Here is a 15,058-nt window from a genome sequence, read left to right as displayed (position 1 = left end):
CTATTAACCAAAGAGGCTGCTCTGCGGGAAGCGGACCTAGACGCCGACAGATATAGGATGATTCTGTTAAATAAAGGTTAATGTGTTTTTATCTTTGCACCGTCTGGTTTTTCCCGTTGCAATCTGGTTTATATATTCTCCTTATTTTGCTGGGGCATGGAATGATATGCATACAACTGTTCTGGTCATGATGTTTGCGTGGTTCAGGCTATGAACGCCAGAATGCTTTCTAAGCATGGACTGCCGGGCGCAGTGCGTCTCGTTAATCTTTTTTTGCTGGTTTTCTTTCTTTCTCTCGTTGGCATTTTTTCCCGTCCTCTTGATTCTCTCTCCTTATTCTGGCCGGTTAACGCCATTTTGTTGGGCGTGTTATTGCGTAAGCCGGCCTATGCCAACCCGGCAGGCTGGCTGGTGACCTATATCGCCATGATTGCCGCGGATTTGACCACCGGTGAAGGCTGGATGCTGGCGCTATGGCTCAACCTGTGCAATATGTCGCTGGTGGCGACGGGCTACTGCGTGATGCGGCTGTTGCCGCAGTCTCAGCGGCGCATGGGGAATCCACAGGCCATTTTGTATCTGTTTGCCGCCGGTCTGGCCGGGGCCGTCGTGGCGTCGACACTGTCGATACTGCGTAATGACAGCCTGTACAATAATACGGTGCTGACCGCCTGGCTGGCATGGTTTAGCGAACAGTTCTCCACGACTTTGCTGATTTTACCCGTTCTGCTGGCGGCGCCGCGCTTAAAAACGCTGCTGCGTATGCAGTATCACTGGAACCTGAGTGATGGTCTGCCGCTATTGGCGCTGCTGGGGTCGTTGCTGTTTAGCATCTATATCGGCGGCCCCGGCGCTATCGCGTTCCCGATCCCGGCGCTGTTGTGGTGCGCGGTGCGCTATCAATTGTTTACCGTCACGCTGTTGACCTTGCTGACCGGCGTGGTGGAGATCTGCACCATTTCCGCCAATGTGATGCTGTACGAAACGCCGACGTCCCGCGGCGCATTACTGGATACCCTGATGTCGGCGCGTCTGGGGATCGCCATGTTGGTGATGGGGCCACTGATTCTCTCCAGCTCGATGGTGGCTAATCGCAAACTGGTGCGCCGCCTGGAACATAGCGGCAATCATGACTTTCTCACCGGAACGCTGACGCGTAGCGCGCTGACGCGTAAGGCGAGGGAATTGCTGGAACACAAGCGGCGCTCTAAAGAAGCGGTATCGCTGCTGCTGATTGATATTGACCACTTTAAGCTGATTAATGATACCCATGGGCATATTGTCGGCGACAGGGTATTGACCCATGTTACCCACGTATTGCGGCGTGAACTGCGCCACGATCAGCCTCTGGGACGGCTGGGCGGTGAAGAGTTTGCCGTCGTATTGCCGCGCGCGCTGGCGGCTCAGGCGGTAGCGTTAGGGGAGTTTCTGCGCCAGCAGGTGGAAAAGAGCGAGGTGAAGAGCGGTCATAAGGCGCTGAAGGTCACCATCAGCGTCGGTGTAGCCAGCTTGGCGATGAAGGAGGTTAAATCCTGGGAGCAACTGATGAATATGGCCGATATCGCACTGTATCGCGCCAAGTCGCTGGGGCGTAACCGGGTTGAGTCTTTTAATGTGGTGAGCGGCAGCAGCGTCGATCACATCTGGTTTAAAGAGTAGCGGCGGCGTGAGCCTGGGTAGAGGCTCACGCATATGGCGTTTACAGGCCCTGGAGCGCCTGTAGCGTGTCGTCCAGATCGATCTCATGTTCGGAGAAGGTATGGGTCACGTTCTGGAAGGTGACCACCGACAGCATGCGCAGCGTCTGCATCTCCGGGGCACTCTCCGTTTGCGGGCGGATACGGTTCATCAGCAGCCCAACCGATAATACGGTGTTTTCTTTGTCCACCTGGTTCTGCACCGGTACTTCTTTGGTGAAGGTGTGGAAGGATTTGATGCTGCTGATTTTTATACGTTCATTGGCAATGATGATGTATTTGCTTGGAGCCAGCACTTTTACCGCATAGGCGGAGGGCCCTTTGGCGTTATTGGTCGGCTCAAACGTTACCGCAGCGTTTTTCTTAATCAGATCGGGGTTTTGCACTTTTACCACGTGGAAATAGCGATTTTCACCATTTTCATCGGTAATAAAGCCGAAGCCTTTCTCTGCAAAAAAAGTCGTTATCTTGCCGTTCATCATCATTCTCGTTAATTCGTTCAATACAACGCTTATGATAGCGCGTAATGCGGTACAGCAACAGGGTAGCGTCGCTGCGCCCGAATGGTGGTGTCAGGCATTCGCCGCGCTGCCGCGGCGAAAAGCGGGTAACGTAGGCTTCAGGCCAGGCTGACGGCCCGTTGCGGCACCTGCGCCAGTTGCTGTAAGGCGCGCTCCGCCAGGCGTTCAAAGTATTGCGACGCCGGGAAAATAGCCTGTTCATCGGGCGTAAAGCGCGGATGATGCAGGCCGAATTCGCTGGCTGAGCCGATGCTGACAAAAGCGCCGGGAACGTGATGCAGATAAATAGCGAAATCTTCACCGCCCATCTGCAGTTCGGCTTCTTCGACCTGATAGCCGTACTCCGCCGCCACCGTTTTGCTGAAGTCCGCCCAGTGGGCGTGATTGACCAGCGCCGGCGGTCCGGGGTGCCAGCACAGTTCGGCCTGTGCGCCGAGCGAGGCGGCGACGCCGTCGATCACCTGGCGAATTTTATCCGGTACCTGACGGCGCACGTCACCGTTGTGGGTGCGCACCGTGCCTTCCAGCTCCACCGTCTGCGGCAGCACATTCCAGGTATTCCCGCCCTCGATGCGCGTCACGCTGACCACTACCGCCTCCAGCGAGCTGAAACTGCGGCTCGGCAGGGTTTGCAGGGCGTTCACGATATGGCTGGCGGTGACGATGGTATCAATACCCTGTTCCGGTTTGGCGGCGTGCGCGCCTTTGCCGGTGATACGGATCTGAAAGCGATCGACGTTGGCGTAGAAGGGACCGGCGCGGGTGGCGAAGGTTCCGGTAGGCAATTCCGGGGCGTTGTGCAGGCCGAACACGGCCGCGACGCCGTCCAGCGCGCCGGCGTCAATCAGCTGCTGCGCGCCGTCGCAGGTTTCTTCCGCCGGTTGGAAAAAGATACGCACCCGGCCCGGGAGCGAGGACTCACGCGCTTTAAGCAGGTGGGCGGCGCCAAGCATCACCGCGGTGTGGAAATCGTGCCCGCAGGCGTGCATCACCCCATGCTGACGTGAGGCGAAGGGGACATCGGCGAGCTCTGCAATCGGCAGGGCGTCAATATCGCCGCGCAGGGCGATTAGCGGCCCGTCGCCGCTGCCGATTTCGGCCACGACGCCGGTGGATAGCGCCAGCGGCAGGATGCGTATATCGGCCTGTTGCAGCCAGCGGGTAATACGTTCGGTAGTGGCGAATTCCTGATTGGACAGTTCGGGGTGCTGATGCAGTTCACGGCGGTAGGTGATGATTTGTTCGGCCAGTTGACAGGGCATAGGCTTCTCTCGGTTAGCTGCGGTTATGCTTAACCCTAGCCCAGCGGCGGCGGAAGCAAAAAGATTATCTGGTTATATTTCATAGCCATTCGGTTTCCAGGCGGCGGTTGTGCGGCAACGTGTAGCGTGAATCGCTATTCGGCGGGGATCTGAGCGGATAATCCTGGAAATTGCGTATTTTATGGGTGGAACGGACACTTTACGCCGCCAGATGCCGGCTATTGCACTTTTTATCCGCATTATGTGATCTGAGCAGTGGACAAAAAGCCGGGCAGTTGCTGTACTGTATCTGACACACGATTTGTGTCTTACATTCACGTTAAAGGTAAGTTTGATGTCTAAGATTAAAGGTAGCGTTAAGTGGTTTAATGAATCTAAAGGTTTCGGTTTCATTACTCCGGAAGATGGTAGCAAGGACGTTTTCGTTCACTTTTCTGCCATCGTTAGCAATGGTTTCAAAACGCTCGCTGAAGGCCAGCAGGTAGAATTTGAAATCACCAATGGCGCTAAAGGCCCATCTGCAGCTAACGTTACCGCGCTTTAAGCGACACTAGCCGCTTTGCTGAAAACCCGCTCCTGATGAGCGGGTTTTTTATGGCTATCGATCAGCGGCGGGCTTTCGGCACCAGCAGGGTGAACAGCACAATGGCGATGAAATAGCAGCCGAAAATCGTCAGTGCCATCGAGACGCTGGAGGTGCCGCCCAACCCGGTGAGCGGAACGCTGCAGGCGCCGAGCGCGAACATACAGACGCCGATCAGCGCTGAAGCGCTGCCGGCTTTGTCGCCCTGGCTCTGCATCGCCAGCGAGGAAGCCGTCGGGCCGACGCTGCCGACGGCGGCAATGGCGAAGAACAGCGGCGCCAGCAACAGCGGCAACGGCGCGTGCAGCCAGCCGGCCAGCAACAACAGCAGTGAGGCGCTGGCCGCCAGCGTCAGCCCGCATTTTAGAACCCGCAGTTCACCGAAGCGTCGGCTCAGACGCGTTGCCGTCTGGGCTGAAATTACCAGCCCGATGCCGTTCATCGCAAAGCACAGGCTGAACATCTGCGGGCTGAGACCGTAGATTTGCTGCAGGACGAAAGGCGATGCGCCGATATAGGCAAACATCCCGGCCATCACGAAGCCCTGCGTCAGGCACAACCCCATAAATTGCCGTTGGCGCAACAGGCTACCCAGCGACAACAGCATCGACAACAAGCCGCCCTGGCTGCGCCGCTCCTGTGGCAGCGACTCTTTGAGCTTCAGCAGGGACAGGGTGAAGAGCAACAGGGCGATCAGCGCCAGCGCGTCAAAAATGCCGCGCCAGTCCATAAATTTCAGCAGCGCGCCGCCCAGCACCGGCGCGACGATTGGCGCCAGCCCGTTCACCAGCATCAGCAGCGCAAAAAAGCGCGTTAACTCATGGCCTGAATACATGTCACGGGCGATGGCGCGGGAGATTACGGCGCCGCCGGAACCGGCCAGCCCTTGCAGCAGGCGGGCGATCAACAGTTGGTCGATGCTGGTGGCCAAGGCGCACCACAGCGAGGCTGCCAGTAAAATTAGCAGTGACAGCAGTAAGGGACGGATACGTCCCAGCTTGTCACTGTAAGGGCCGAAGATCAGTTGGCCAAGTCCAAGCCCCAGCAGGCCGGCGGTCAGGCTCAGCTGCGCCGTGGCGGTTGAAGTGTTGAGCTCGGCGGTCATTTGCGGCAGCGCCGGCAGGTAAAGATCGATGCACAATGGCCCCAGTGCGGCCAGAAGGCCAAGCACGGCGGCATAAACTAATCGTTGACGGGCGTGTTGTTTACTCATTAGGTGTGGCGGACTCACGGAACAGATGGGAGATAGCCTGCTGGTATAAACCTTCCAGCAGTTTGGGGTCGGCTTTTTGCGTGGTAAGCAGGCGATAACCGGTGCCTTCGCTGAGCACGGCGATAAATTCGACGCGCGCGGCGATTTCTTCGTCGCTGAACGACGGATAGAGCTGTTGCAGATTACGGCAGACGTGGCGGAACAGGCGCGCTTCGGCATCGCTCAGCATGGCGGCCACCGCCGGGTTGCGCGTGGCTTCGGCGGTCACTTCCAGCATCAGCAGGTGGTCGTCTTCGCTCTGCCCAGGTAATTGATACAGCGTCCGCGTGGCGAGCGTACCGGCAATCAGGTTGATGTGGTCGCTGAGATCCTCAAGACGCCGCATTTTATCGTTAATAATGCGGTCAACAATTTCGGCGATAATGGCGTCTTTATTGACGAAGTAGCGGTAAATCTGCCCGACGCTCAAGGCTGAACGCTGGGCGATCTCCGCCATGCTGGCGGCATGAAAGCCATATTGACGAAAGCAGACTTTCGCGGCTGCGACGATTTGGTTACGGCGCAGTTCGGCTTTCGCCTGCCTGCTTTCTGTTGGGGATGACATGTCCCGATCCTATCACTGACAAGGGAAGAAACGCAGTTTGAGTGCGAACGTTCATTCTCAATTGTAGCGCAGGCGTAATTATTTGTGAAAGTCTTTACGCGGGCCGACGGCGGCCCGTTTAGCTGAACAGATAAAGGTGGATAAACGCGGCAACCGTGGCGACGCACAGCGCGGCGGCGGCAACTTCAGCGGCGGTTTTCGGCATATTCCACATAGCGATCCTCATCCGGTTTTTATAACACTGGATGAGGATTATCCGCATGCAAGATTAAGAAAACATTAAGCGCGGGTTACTGCCCGGTGATCCAGGCGACCAGCAGGTACGCCAGCATGGTCATCAGCAGTGAGCCGGCCAGGTTCAGCATGGCGTTGGTCAGCGCCCACAGAAAGCGCCCGTCCTGCAGCAGGGAAACCACTTCCAGCGAGAAGGTGGAAAAGGTGGTCAGGCCGCCGCAGAAACCGGTCGTGAGCAGCAGGCGCCAGGTGGGATCGATAGCGCTGGCGCGGGCCATCAGCGCCATCGCCAGGCCGATAATAAAGCCACCCAGCAGGTTGACGGTCAGGGTGCCCAGCGGAATTGCCGGGTGCAGCGGATTGAGCCGCAAACTGATGCTCCAGCGCAGTACGCTGCCTAAGCCGCCGCCGATAAATACGGCCAGTAAAGAATTCAACATGGTCAGAAAGCCCTTTCAAACAGAAGAGTAGGATGCTCAGAAGGGTACGGGCGCAACGCTACGCACCTCACTCTGAGGTTACGTAGACATCATCAGCCGGTCAGGCGGTTTATCCCTTATCGGGGCTGGAGGAATGTCATCTCCGTGGTCGATAAATTGTAACTATCGATGGTGTTGATGTTACACGTTGCGCAGGGGGTTTTGTAGCCCCGGCGGCAAATTACGCCGACGATCGGCGATCTTACTCTGTTACAGCTTGCCGTTGTTTTATTTGTCAGAAAGCGGATAACTAGGCGCAGGCAAGGTTTATCTCTTTCGCTGCGTCCTGCGGCATATATGTATTAAAGAAGGTGAATATGGAAGGAATCAGTATTACCAAACTGTTGGTGATTGCGGTATTGATCGTCTTATTGTTCGGTACCAGCAAACTGCGTACGCTGGGCGCTGACTTGGGCGCGGCGCTGAAGGGCTTTAAAAAGGCGGTGGGTGATGATACCCCGCCGGTGCAGAATACGGCGGACAGCAGTGCCGCAGGCCAGCAGAACGTCGAGAAGAAAGACGTCTGAGGCCGCATAAAAAACGGATGCCCTAGGGCATCCGTTTTTTTGTGCTGTCAGTCAGCCAAAGCGTAACAAAACGTTACCCTGCTACGGCATTATTTGACTTCCATACCTTTCGCCTGCAGGTCGGCGTGATAAGAAGAGCGGACAAACGGACCGCACGCCGCGTGGGTAAAGCCCATCGCCAGCGCTTCTTCTTTCATCTCTTCAAACTCCGCCGGGCTGACATAGCGCTGTACCGGCAGGTGGTGGCGGCTTGGCTGCAGGTATTGACCCAGCGTCAGCATGGTGACGCCGTGACGGCGCAAATCACGCATCACTTCAATAATTTCTTCGTTGGTTTCCCCCAGACCGACCATCAGGCCCGACTTGGTCGGAATATCCGGGTGTGCTTCCTTAAAGCGCTCCAACAGCTTCAGTGACCACTCATAGTTGGCGCCCGGGCGCACCTGGCGGTAAACACGCGGCACGTTTTCCAGGTTGTGGTTGAAGACGTCCGGCGGCGTCGCCGTCAGGATATCCAGCGCGCGATCCATACGGCCGCGGAAGTCCGGCACCAGGGTTTCGATTTTGATGTCCGGATTTTTAGCGCGAATGGCGCTGATGCAGTCGGCAAAATGCTGGGCGCCGCCGTCGCGCAGGTCGTCGCGGTCAACGGAGGTGATCACCACATAGCGCAGCGCCATATCGGCGATGGTTTGCGCCAGTTTTTCCGGTTCGTTGGCGTCGGGAGCAACAGGACGGCCATGAGCCACGTCGCAGAACGGGCAGCGACGGGTACAGATAGCGCCGAGGATCATAAAGGTGGCGGTACCGTGGTTAAAACATTCAGACAGGTTAGGGCAGGAGGCTTCTTCACAGACCGAATGCAGACCATTCTTACGCATTGCGGCCTTGATGCCCTGAATCCGCGTTGAGTCGGCGGGCAGTTTGATTTTCATCCACTCGGGTTTACGTAACAGCTCCTGCCGTTCGGTGACCACCGTTTTGACCGGGATCAACGCCATTTTGTCTGCATCGCGGTATTTGACGCCGCGTTCCATCTGAATTGGTTTACTCATAGTCGTGCAGGTTCCAGTTACGAAACTCGACTTTTGTTTTTATCTTTTAAGATCAATAAATTAAAAAGCCGTAGTAAGAAGTAGGTAAAAACTTGGCGATACTATACCACTTTTACCGCGATCCATTCAGCCCCTGTATCGCGCTGGGGCGTGTGCGCCATTATACGCGTTCTTACGGCTTTGCCGTAGTTAAGCGGGTGCATCCCGTGCGGTCAGGGAAAGAGGGCGGGCAGCGCTACAGATAATCACCTAAAGCCCAACTGCCCGTTTCAACCTGCCGATAGCCGAGCTGGCGGACAAACTCCTGCACCAGAACCGGCGCCACGTCCTCCAGCGACACAGCGGGCGCCAGCGCGCTGACCTGGGTCATCTGCATGCCGGCATAACCGCAGGGGTTGATGCGCTGGAACGGGCCAAGATCCATTGCCACATTGAGCGCCAGACCGTGGAAGGAGCTGCCTTTGCGGATGCGCAGCCCCAGCGAGCAGATTTTCTGGTCGCCGACGTATACGCCGGGTGCGTCAGGGCGCGCGCGTGAATCAATATGGAAGTGGGTGAGGGTATGCACCACGGTGTCTTCAATCGCGCTGACCAGTTGGCGGACGCCGATTTTATTGCGCTTGAGATCGACCATCACGTACATCACTTGCTGGCCGGGGCCATGGTAGGTGACCTGGCCGCCGCGATCGCTTTGAATAACCGGGATATCGCCGGGCATCAGCACGTGTTCCGCTTTGCCGGCCTGGCCTTGGGTGAAGACCGGGGAGTGCTGTACCAGCCACAGTTCGTCCGTGGTGTTTTCGCTGCGGCGATCGGTGAAGTTGTGCATGGCCTGGGAGACTGGCTCATAGGGTTGCAGCCCCAGCTGACGGACTATGATCTTATCGTGTTGCACGGGCATCGTCAGGTTACAGAAGTGGTGCGGTCATTATATCGGGCGCTCCGGCCGACGACCAGCGTTTAGCGCTCCAAAAATGCGCAACCCGGGCGGACTGGCGTCGGACCCGGGTTGGTCAGTCGTAGTGTCTGTGGCGATTACAGCACCATACGGACAATCTCAATGTTGCCCAGCTCTTCATACAGCTTCTCCACCTGGTCGATATGGGTGGCGTTGATGGTAATGGAGACGGAGTGGTAGTTACCTTTGCTGCTCGGTTTAATCTGCGGATTATAATCACCGGGCGCGTGGCGCTGCACCACTTCAACTACCTGGTCAACCAGCTCAGGCTGTGCCAGCCCCATCACCTTGTAAGTAAATGAGCAAGGAAATTCGAGCAGTTCGTTCAGTTTCGTTTTTTGCATGTGCGGGCGCTCCAGCGTGACATCTTTTCTAAATTATAACTCCCGCCGGAGCGGGAGTTAGTGTTATTTACCATATGGGGGCGTTTTTGCCGGTTTCAAGCATTAGCCGAACCAGTGGTGGAACATCAGCTTGATGTAGTCCACCAGACGACCGAAGATGCCGCCTTCTTTCACTTCATTCAGCACCACCAGCGGACGCTGGTCGATGGTTTTGCCGTCCAGCTGGAAGTTGATGCTGCCCACGACCTGATTTTTGGTCAGCGGCGCGTGGATTTCCGGCGTGTTGAGCACGTAGCTGGCTTTCAGATCTTTCATCCGGCCGCGCGGAATGGTCAGGTAAACGTCTTTGTCGACGCCCAGCTCAACGCGGTCGGCGTCGCCGAACCATACCGGCTCAGAGGCGAACTCTTTACCTGCCTTCAGCGGTGCGACGGTTTCAAAGAAACGGAAGCCCCAGGTCAGCAGTTTTTTACTTTCGGTTTCACGGCCTTTATAGGTATGGCCGCCCAGCACGGCGGAGATCAGACGCATCTGGCCTTCGGTGGCGGAGGCCACCAGGTTGTAGCCTGCAGCGTTGGTATGGCCGGTTTTGATGCCGTCGACGTTCAGGCTTTTATCCCACAGCAGGCCGTTACGGTTGACCTGACGAATGTTATTAAAGGTGAACTCTTTTTCTTTATAGATGGCGTACTCATCCGGTACGTCGCGGATCAGCGCCTGGCCGATCAGCGCCATATCGCGCGCGGAGCTGAACTGCCCGTCGGCATCCAGACCGTGTACGGTCTTGAAGTGGGTATTTTTCAGACCTAACTGCTGAACGTAGTTGTTCATCAGGTTGACGAACGAATCCTGGCTGCCTGCCACGTAGTCGGCCATCGCCACGCAGGCGTCGTTGCCGGACTGTAGGTTGATGCCGCGCGTCAGTTTGGAGACCGGTACGCGATCGCCCGGCTTCAGGAACATCAGTGAAGAACCTTTGAACACCGGGTTGCCGGTCGCCCAGGCGTCTTGCCCGACGGTGACCAGATCGTCCTGGCCGATCTTACCGGCTTTCAGCGCCTGGCCGATGACGTAGCTGGTCATCATTTTGGTCAGGCTGGCCGGGTCGCGACGCGCATCCGCATTGGATTCCGCCAGTACCTTACCGGAGTTGTAATCAATCAGGATGTAAGATTCCGCATCAATTTGCGGAACACCCGGGATCATGGTTTTGAGATTAGCGTCTTCGGCCTGCGCGCTGCTGGCGGCGCCCATGGCGATAACGGTGCTGAGCGCGATGCCCTTGATTAAGCGAAAAGAAGTTACATTTTTCATGATCTGGACTACAACATCCGTGAAAGTAAGTTAAAAACGTGCCTCACTATAGCAGATGGGATCCCGGCAGGCATTAGCCAATCCTCTGACCGATCGCGGTTTTTACATTTTTAGCTGCGAGAACGTATTTCAACTAAAACTGCGGATCGGCGCGAGCCTGCCGGACGCCATGCTTAAGGTGCGGCGGTGACAAATGATTGTTGTTGCGCTTCCGCGACCAGCCGCTGCTGCAGCGCCAGCGCCTGCTGACGATCGCTGAACGGGCCGAGCTGTACGCGATGTACGGCGCCGTTGACGGATACGCTGCCCGGCACGCCGAACTGCTGGCTGAGTTTCTGCTGCCATGCCTGCGCGCGTGCGGCGTCGCTTAACGCCCCCACCTGAACAACATAGCCGGCGGTTGACGCGGAAGCGGCGGTTGCGGCGCCGGCCGTGGCGGACGCTGCAGCGGCTACCGGCGCCGACGAGGACGCCGCGGCGCTGTTGCCGGCCTGAACGTCGCCGGGGGCCGTGCCGATCAGGCCGCCGTTGCTGCCGGTTTCGGCAGTGGCCTGGCCGTTGGTCAGGCTGCTGTTATCAATGGCGCGTACATTGTTGTTGTTCAACGCCGGCGCGTCTTGTTGCACCGGGGTACCCATGGCGCCGCTGCTCAGATTCGGCCGCGCGGGCAGGGCATAGCTCTGTTTGGCGACGGTGGTGCCGACGGTGCCTGGCCCGCTCAGCGTACCGTCCGGAGCGACGTTGATAAAATCAACTTTCACCCGCGTATTGTTCGACAGATTCAGGCGGTCGGCGGCGGCTTTCGACAGGTCGATAATGCGCCCTTTCACGTAAGGGCCGCGATCGTTGACGCGCACCACCAGCTGACGGCCGTTAGCCAGGTTGGTGACGCGCACGTAGCTTGGGAGCGGCAGCGTCGGGTGCGCCGCGCTCAGAGCATAGGGATCAAACGTTTCACCGATGGCGGTGCGGTTGCCGCTGGACTCTTCGCCGTACCAGCTTGCCAGCCCGGTCTGTGAGAAATTCTGCGGGTTTTTGACGATGCGGTAGCTGTCGCCGTTCACTTTATAATCCTGCAGCGTGCCTGGGTTATAAGGTTCATAATGAGGCTCCACGCCGCTGATTTCGACCACCGGGCCGTTATAGGGCACGGCGGGCGGCGCCTGCTGCTCATCAGTGGTGGCACAGGCGGAAAGTAATACCGCTGCCGCGCCGATCCAAAGCCATTCCTTACGCATTACTCACCTCTTATAAACTCTTAGACAGCATTTTACGGTGCGTGTGAATCGACATGATGATGCCGAACCCAGCCATAAGTACGATCAGCGCCGATCCGCCGTAACTGACCAGAGGCAAAGGTACGCCAACTACCGGTAAAATTCCACTCACCATGCCAATGTTAACAAATACATAAACGAACAAAATCAGCATCAGACCGCCGACCATCACCCGGCCGAAGGTGGTCTGGGCTTTGGCGGCGATCATCAGGCCGCGGATAATCACCAGCAGGTACAGCGCCAGCAGCACCAGCACGCCGACCAGCCCCAGTTCCTCGGCCAGCACCGCGAAGATAAAGTCGGTATGGCGCTCCGGCAGGAACTCAAGCTGCGACTGGGTGCCGTGCAGCCAGCCTTTGCCGGACAGGCCGCCGGAGCCGATAGCGATTTTCGACTGAATAATGTGGTAGCCCGCCCCCAGCGGATCGCTTTCCGGGTCGAGCAGCATCATCACGCGGTCGCGCTGATAGCCGTGCATCAGGAAGAACCATAGAATCGGAATAAATGCCGCCAGCAGCAGCGCGGCGATGGCGATCAGCTTCCAGCTCATGCCGGAGAGGAACAGCACAAACAGGCCGGATGCGGCGATCAGAATCGAGGTGCCCAGATCGGGTTGTGCGGCGACCAGCAGGGTCGGCAGGAAGATAAGCACCAGCGCAATGCCGGTATTTTTCAGCGACGGCGGACAGACGTCGCGGTTCATAAAGCGCGCCACCATCAGCGGCACGGCGATCTTGGCAATTTCCGACGGCTGAAAGCGCACAAAGCCGAGATCAAGCCAGCGCTGTGCGCCTTTACTGATCTGGCCGAAGGCGTCGACCAGTATCAGCAGGATGACGCAGAAGATATACAGGTAGGGCGCCCAGCTTTCATAGACGCGCGGCGGGATTTGCGCCATCACGGCCATCACGATCAACCCCATCACGATTTGGCCGATCTTGCGCTCCATCATGCCGAGATCCTGGCCGCTGGCGCTCCACATCACGAAGGCGCTGTACACCAGCAGGGCGAGAATCAGCAGCAGAAACGTCGGGTCTATATGGATCTTGGTCCAGATCGAGCCCTTTTTTTGGCTTTCGGTCATGGTCTGTTAGTCACCTTCTGAGCCGGGCGCCGCCGGCGGCGCGTCCGGTAATTGCGTATTGTTGTCGCCCAACAGGATATGATCGAGAATCTGGCGGGTTATGGTGCCGACCGCCGGGCCGGCGCCGCCGTTTTCCAGGATGATCGCCACCGACACCGTCGGGTTGTCATAAGGGGCGAACGCGGTCATCAGCTTATGGTCGCGCAGATGTTCCGCAAGTTTGTGGGCGTTATAGGTTTCGTAACCAAATACCTGTGCGGTACCCGATTTCGCCGCGATTTTATAAGGGGCGCCGGCAAAAAATTTGCGCGCCGTGCCGTTGGCGCGATTGGCAACCCCGTACATACCGTCTTTGGCAATTTCCCAGAAGCCGGAGTGGATATCTCCGATTGGTGCCTGAGCTTCCTGGCGGAACGGCACCAGTGAACCGTTTATTTTTTTGCTGTGCAGCAGGTGCGGCGTTTTTACCACGCCGTCATTAATCAGCGTATTTTGCGCTTTTGCCATTTGGATCGGCGTGGCGGTCCAGTACCCCTGACCAATGCCCACCGGAATGGTGTCGCCCTGATACCACGGTTTTTTATAGCGTTTGAGTTTCCATTCACGGGTCGGCATCAGGCCGGAACGCTCTTCGGACAGATCGATGCCGGTATATTGGCCGTAGCCGAATTTTGTCAGCCAGCTGGACAGGCGGTCAATGCCCATATCATAAGCCACCTGATAGAAATAGGTATCGGCGGATTCTTCCAGCGCCTTGGTGACGTTCAGACGGCCGTGCCCCCATTTTTTCCAGTCGCGGTAGCGCTTTTCCGAACCGGGCAACTGCCACCAGCCCGGGTCGAACACAATGGTGTTTTTGGTGATGACGCCGGCGCTCAGTGCCGATACGGCGATATAGGGTTTTACCGTCGAAGCCGGCGGATAGACGCCCTGTGTGGCGCGGTTGATCAGCGGCCGGTTCGGGTCGTTCAGTAACCCCTGATATTCCTTATTGGAAATGCCGTCGACAAACATGTTCGGGTCGTAGCTTGGGTTGGATACCATCGCCAGAATTGCGCCGGTACGCGGATCGCTGACCACCACGGCGGCGCGGCTGCCGACCAGCAGTTGTTCGATATAACGCTGCAGGTTGAGATCCAGCGTCAGATAAATATCCTGGCCGGCGGAGGGCTGCTGCTCATGCAACTGGCGGATCACCCGGCCGCGGTTGTTGACCTCGACCTCTTCATAGCCGGTTTTGCCGTGCAGCGTATCTTCATAATAGCGTTCGATGCCCAGCTTACCGATATCATGGGTGGCGGCATAGTTGGCCAGCTTCTCTTCTTTGTTCAGGCGTGCGACGTCGCGGTCGTTGATTTTCGATACATAACCGATAACGTGGGTCAGGGCCGAACCGTAAGGATAGTAACGGCGCTGGTAGCCTTTGACCTCAACGCCGGGGAAGCGGAACTGGTTGACGGCGAAGCGCGCCACCTGCACTTCGGTCAGCGCGGTTTTCACCGGGATAGAGACGAAACGGCGCGAGCGTTTACGCTCTTTTCTAAAGTTGGCGATATCGTCATCGGTCAGATCGACCACCGGGCGCAGCGCCTGCAGCGTGGCCTCCAGGTTATCGACTTTTTCCGGCATCAGCTCAAGCTGATAGATGGTGCGGTTGAGCGCCAGTGGCGTGCCATTGCGATCGTAAATAATACCGCGGCTGGGCGGGATGGGCACCAGTTTGATGCGGTTTTCGTTAGAGCGGGTGCGGTAATCCTCAAAGCGAACAATTTGTAAATTATACATATTGGCAATCAGGATGCAGATCAGCACCAGAATGACCAAAAACGCCACCAGGGCGCGGCGTACAAACAGGGCTGATTCAGCCGAATAGTCGCGAAAAGGGTTACGTTCTATTTTCATCCCG

Annotated in this window: 15 protein-coding genes and 1 riboswitch; of the genes, 3 read left to right on the top strand and 12 right to left on the bottom strand. The window is 57.2% G+C overall.

The window, feature by feature from the left end; all coding sequences use genetic code 11:
* The first annotated feature begins 210 nt into the window (after window positions 1-210).
* Entirely contained in the window at window positions 211-1,659 is a 1,449-nt protein-coding gene (locus HF675_RS17895; protein ID WP_187043525.1) for a GGDEF domain-containing protein, read from the top strand.
* 40 nt (window positions 1,660-1,699) lie between these two features.
* Here HF675_RS17895 and HF675_RS17890 read toward each other — a convergent pair whose 3' ends face one another.
* The gene (locus tag HF675_RS17890) at window positions 1,700-2,176 is read right to left on the bottom strand and encodes a cold-shock protein (RefSeq protein ID WP_105233225.1); all 477 of its coding nucleotides are present in this window, start codon (window positions 2,174-2,176) and stop codon (window positions 1,700-1,702) included.
* 140 nt (window positions 2,177-2,316) lie between these two features.
* Complete coding sequence (locus HF675_RS17885; RefSeq protein ID WP_111737604.1) at window positions 2,317-3,480, bottom strand: M20 peptidase aminoacylase family protein; 1,164 nt, start codon at window positions 3,478-3,480, stop codon at window positions 2,317-2,319.
* 334 nt (window positions 3,481-3,814) lie between these two features.
* Between HF675_RS17885 and cspE the strand changes: the two genes are divergently transcribed.
* Complete coding sequence (gene cspE / locus HF675_RS17880) at window positions 3,815-4,024, top strand: transcription antiterminator/RNA stability regulator CspE (RefSeq protein WP_105230093.1); 210 nt, start codon at window positions 3,815-3,817, stop codon at window positions 4,022-4,024.
* A gap of 61 nt (window positions 4,025-4,085) precedes the next feature.
* Here cspE and HF675_RS17875 read toward each other — a convergent pair whose 3' ends face one another.
* From HF675_RS17875 to crcB, 3 genes are all read right to left on the bottom strand, one after another.
* Window positions 4,086-5,276, bottom strand: coding sequence for a Bcr/CflA family efflux MFS transporter (locus HF675_RS17875; protein ID WP_187043524.1), 1,191 nt, complete (start codon window positions 5,274-5,276; stop codon window positions 4,086-4,088).
* A complete protein-coding gene (locus HF675_RS17870) occupies window positions 5,269-5,880 on the bottom strand; it encodes a TetR/AcrR family transcriptional regulator (RefSeq protein ID WP_105230095.1) in 612 nt (203 codons plus the stop codon). The genes HF675_RS17875 and HF675_RS17870 overlap by 8 nt, the downstream gene beginning before the upstream one ends.
* A gap of 290 nt (window positions 5,881-6,170) precedes the next feature.
* Complete coding sequence (crcB, locus tag HF675_RS17865) at window positions 6,171-6,554, bottom strand: fluoride efflux transporter CrcB (RefSeq protein ID WP_105230096.1); 384 nt, start codon at window positions 6,552-6,554, stop codon at window positions 6,171-6,173.
* A gap of 76 nt (window positions 6,555-6,630) precedes the next feature.
* A riboswitch (Fluoride riboswitch) is annotated at window positions 6,631-6,707 on the bottom strand.
* Between the two features lie 203 nt (window positions 6,708-6,910).
* Between crcB and tatA the strand changes: the two genes are divergently transcribed.
* Window positions 6,911-7,120 carry a Sec-independent protein translocase subunit TatA gene (tatA, locus tag HF675_RS17860; RefSeq protein ID WP_111737602.1) on the top strand — a complete coding sequence of 70 codons (210 nt, stop codon included), beginning with the start codon at window positions 6,911-6,913 and terminating at the stop codon, window positions 7,118-7,120.
* 89 nt (window positions 7,121-7,209) lie between these two features.
* On the opposite strand, the gene lipA is transcribed toward tatA, so the two are convergent.
* From lipA to mrdA, 7 genes are all read right to left on the bottom strand, one after another.
* The gene (gene lipA / locus HF675_RS17855) at window positions 7,210-8,175 is read right to left on the bottom strand and encodes a lipoyl synthase (protein ID WP_105230098.1); all 966 of its coding nucleotides are present in this window, start codon (window positions 8,173-8,175) and stop codon (window positions 7,210-7,212) included.
* Between the two features lie 235 nt (window positions 8,176-8,410).
* Window positions 8,411-9,076: a lipoyl(octanoyl) transferase LipB gene (gene lipB, locus HF675_RS17850; RefSeq protein ID WP_172606306.1), complete on the bottom strand. Its 666-nt coding sequence runs from the start codon at window positions 9,074-9,076 to the stop codon at window positions 8,411-8,413.
* A 134-nt stretch (window positions 9,077-9,210) separates the two neighbouring features.
* On the bottom strand, window positions 9,211-9,477 hold the full coding sequence (gene ybeD, locus HF675_RS17845) for a DUF493 family protein YbeD (RefSeq protein ID WP_015671288.1): 267 nt from the start codon (window positions 9,475-9,477) through the stop codon (window positions 9,211-9,213).
* A gap of 102 nt (window positions 9,478-9,579) precedes the next feature.
* Entirely contained in the window at window positions 9,580-10,791 is a 1,212-nt protein-coding gene (gene dacA / locus HF675_RS17840) for a D-alanyl-D-alanine carboxypeptidase DacA (RefSeq protein WP_111737601.1), read from the bottom strand.
* Window positions 10,792-10,964: 173 nt separating this feature from the next.
* Complete coding sequence (gene rlpA, locus HF675_RS17835; protein WP_187043523.1) at window positions 10,965-12,029, bottom strand: endolytic peptidoglycan transglycosylase RlpA; 1,065 nt, start codon at window positions 12,027-12,029, stop codon at window positions 10,965-10,967.
* Between the two features lie 10 nt (window positions 12,030-12,039).
* A complete protein-coding gene (gene mrdB / locus HF675_RS17830; protein WP_105230101.1) occupies window positions 12,040-13,152 on the bottom strand; it encodes a peptidoglycan glycosyltransferase MrdB in 1,113 nt (370 codons plus the stop codon).
* A 6-nt stretch (window positions 13,153-13,158) separates the two neighbouring features.
* Window positions 13,159-15,054, bottom strand: coding sequence for a peptidoglycan DD-transpeptidase MrdA (gene mrdA, locus HF675_RS17825; protein ID WP_105230102.1), 1,896 nt, complete (start codon window positions 15,052-15,054; stop codon window positions 13,159-13,161).
* Window positions 15,055-15,058 lie beyond the last annotated feature (4 nt).

This window comes from Serratia sp. JUb9 (genome assembly GCF_014298095.1).
Taxonomy (GTDB): Bacteria; Pseudomonadota; Gammaproteobacteria; order Enterobacterales; family Enterobacteriaceae; genus Serratia_B; species Serratia_B rhizosphaerae.
This window is presented reverse-complemented; position numbering and strand designations above follow the sequence as displayed.

What these genes read in the sequence shown, in the direction of transcription:
- HF675_RS17895 (WP_187043525.1), top strand. Translation starts at nt 211, where the DNA reads ATGAACGCCAGAATGCTTTCTAAGCATGGACTGCCGGGCGCAGTGCGT.
- HF675_RS17890 (WP_105233225.1), bottom strand. Translation starts at nt 2,176, where the DNA reads ATGAACGGCAAGATAACGACTTTTTTTGCAGAGAAAGGCTTCGGCTTT.
- HF675_RS17885 (WP_111737604.1), bottom strand. Translation starts at nt 3,480, where the DNA reads ATGCCCTGTCAACTGGCCGAACAAATCATCACCTACCGCCGTGAACTG.
- cspE (WP_105230093.1), top strand. Translation starts at nt 3,815, where the DNA reads ATGTCTAAGATTAAAGGTAGCGTTAAGTGGTTTAATGAATCTAAAGGT.
- HF675_RS17875 (WP_187043524.1), bottom strand. Translation starts at nt 5,276, where the DNA reads ATGAGTAAACAACACGCCCGTCAACGATTAGTTTATGCCGCCGTGCTT.
- HF675_RS17870 (WP_105230095.1), bottom strand. Translation starts at nt 5,880, where the DNA reads ATGTCATCCCCAACAGAAAGCAGGCAGGCGAAAGCCGAACTGCGCCGT.
- crcB (WP_105230096.1), bottom strand. Translation starts at nt 6,554, where the DNA reads ATGTTGAATTCTTTACTGGCCGTATTTATCGGCGGCGGCTTAGGCAGC.
- tatA (WP_111737602.1), top strand. Translation starts at nt 6,911, where the DNA reads ATGGAAGGAATCAGTATTACCAAACTGTTGGTGATTGCGGTATTGATC.
- lipA (WP_105230098.1), bottom strand. Translation starts at nt 8,175, where the DNA reads ATGAGTAAACCAATTCAGATGGAACGCGGCGTCAAATACCGCGATGCA.
- lipB (WP_172606306.1), bottom strand. Translation starts at nt 9,076, where the DNA reads ATGCCCGTGCAACACGATAAGATCATAGTCCGTCAGCTGGGGCTGCAA.
- ybeD (WP_015671288.1), bottom strand. Translation starts at nt 9,477, where the DNA reads ATGCAAAAAACGAAACTGAACGAACTGCTCGAATTTCCTTGCTCATTT.
- dacA (WP_111737601.1), bottom strand. Translation starts at nt 10,791, where the DNA reads ATGAAAAATGTAACTTCTTTTCGCTTAATCAAGGGCATCGCGCTCAGC.
- rlpA (WP_187043523.1), bottom strand. Translation starts at nt 12,029, where the DNA reads ATGCGTAAGGAATGGCTTTGGATCGGCGCGGCAGCGGTATTACTTTCC.
- mrdB (WP_105230101.1), bottom strand. Translation starts at nt 13,152, where the DNA reads ATGACCGAAAGCCAAAAAAAGGGCTCGATCTGGACCAAGATCCATATA.
- mrdA (WP_105230102.1), bottom strand. Translation starts at nt 15,054, where the DNA reads ATGAAAATAGAACGTAACCCTTTTCGCGACTATTCGGCTGAATCAGCC.